The organism is Planktothrix sp. FACHB-1355 (assembly GCF_014748295.1).
Classification (GTDB): Bacteria; Cyanobacteriota; Cyanobacteriia; order Cyanobacteriales; family Aerosakkonemataceae; genus Aerosakkonema; species Aerosakkonema funiforme_A.
Map to the genome: position 1 here is coordinate 1 of NZ_JACJUP010001193.1, position 2,113 is coordinate 2,113.

A 2,113-nucleotide genomic window follows, 5' to 3' on the forward strand; every position below is an offset into this window, starting at 1 on the left:
GTATGGCCTCCGGCAGGAATTGCACAAGCTGCTTTATTATTGCTAGGAGTGCGTTATTGGCCGGGAGTAGCTTTGGGAGCATTTTTTTTCGATTTTTTAGGCATAAAGCCATCATTAATACTGGCGTTACAAGCATCTTTCGGTACGACTTTACAAGCTGTAGTGGCAGTATATTTGCTACGTCATCTGGGGTTTCGTACATCACTGGCTCGTTTGATAGATGTTATATATCTTGTTTTGTTCGGAGCTACTATTGCTACCCAAATAAATTCTACTTTAGGGCCACTCCGTATGGTTTTAACTGGTCTAGTTGAGTGGAATAAATATTGGGAAGTACGCTGGAATTGGTTTTTGGGGGATGCAATGGGAATCTTAATATTCACGCCATTGCTATTGATTATGTTGACCAAAAAAGGTACAAATAATAGTGAAAAAAAACTCTAAAATAATCATTCAAAATCGACTGTCATTACTAATTTGGCTGATTTTATTAGTAACAGTTAGTTGGATGGTATTTGCAGCGAGAACAGAGGCGCAAATTTCTCGTTATCCCCTGGAATATTTACCTTTTCCATTCATCATTTGGGCGGCAATTCAATTTGGTCAGCGCGGTGCTGTTTTATCTTCCTTCGTCGTATCGAGCATTGCTATATGGGGAGCATCTCAGGGAGGAGGCCCTTTTATTGCTAAGACTGATAATATCAGTCAGGCAATCCTATTTTTGCAAGCTTTTATGGGAGTGATTACTATTACTTCCCTATTATTAGCTGCTACAGTATCAGAACGTGCTGCATCTGAAAATTTGTTGCGCCAGAGCGAAATAAAATATCGAGAACTTGTAGAAAATGCTAACAGTATTATTCTCAAAATTGACTGTGACGGTAATTTGACATTTTTCAACGAGTTTGCTCAGAAATTCTTTGGTTTTACTGAGGAAGAAATCTTGGGCAAAAATCTGGTTGGTACGATTATTCCCCAAACAGATACAACAGGGAAAGATTTAGCAGCTATGATGAGCAGTATCTTGCAACACCCGGAGCAATATACTCGCAACGAAAATGAAAATATTCGGCGCAATGGCGAACGAGTTTGGGTAGCGTGGGCTAATAAACCGCTGTTTGATTTAGCAGGAAATTTTATCGGCATACTTGCTATTGGTACGGATATCACCTCGCGCAAACAAGCGGAATTATCGCTGCAAAAGTTGAATGAAGAATTAGAACTCAGAGTGGAAGAACGAACGGCTACGCTTGCTGCTACTGAAGCCGAACTACGAACTTTATTCGCCGCTATGACTGATATGATTTTTGTGCTAGATTGCCAGGGGAATTGTCTCAAAGTAGTCTCAACAAATCCAAATATTCCGAAACAAATCGGCCCGAAACAAGTGTGTAAAAGCTTACACGCTGTCTTACCAAAAGCAGAGGCTGATACTTTTATTAAAAATATTCAGCGAGTTTTGGATACGCAAGAAACAGCGAACTTTGAGTACAGTTTATTGTTCAAAGATCGACTGGTGTGGTTTTCTGCCAATATTTCACCCATATCACAAGAGCGAGTGATTTGGGTGGCGCGGGATATTAGCGATCGCAAAATTTTAGAAGATAAGCTACAGCAATCTTATGCAGAATTAAATGCTCTTTTAGCGTCGATGACAGATATAATTCTCGTAGTAGATTCTAAAGCTAAAGATCTGAAAGTTGCGCCGACAAATCCGGGACGTTTATACCCGCCTGATGTTGATATTATTAGCCCTACAGTGGAACAATTTTTAATCGGCGATAATGCCGAAGTTTTTTTAGAGCAAATTCAGCAAGTACTGCATACAAAACAAACAATTAATTTCGAGTATAACCTGCCTGTTGGCGACTCTGAATATTGGTTTCTCGCTACGATTGCACCCGTATCTGAAGATTCGGTGATGTGGGTAGCCCGCGATATTAGCGATCGCAAACAAGCTGAGTCAGCATTGCGTTTGGAAAAAGAAAAATCTGAAGAATTATTGCTAAACATTTTACCAGAACCAATTGCCAATAGACTCAAGGAAGATCAAAGCGCCATCGCCGAGAGCTTTAATGAAGTGACGATTTTATTTGCCGATTTGGTTGGCTTC

Annotated in this window: 2 protein-coding genes; both read left to right on the forward strand. The window is 40.1% G+C overall.

The annotated features are described in order from the left end of the window. On the forward strand, nt 1–444 hold a 444-nt coding region (locus tag H6S82_RS34225; protein WP_277926622.1), incomplete at its 5' end, for an MASE1 domain-containing protein. Next, on the forward strand, nt 428–2,113 hold a 1,686-nt coding region (locus tag H6S82_RS34230; RefSeq protein WP_347339572.1), incomplete at its 3' end, for a PAS domain S-box protein. The genes H6S82_RS34225 and H6S82_RS34230, both read left to right, overlap by 17 nt.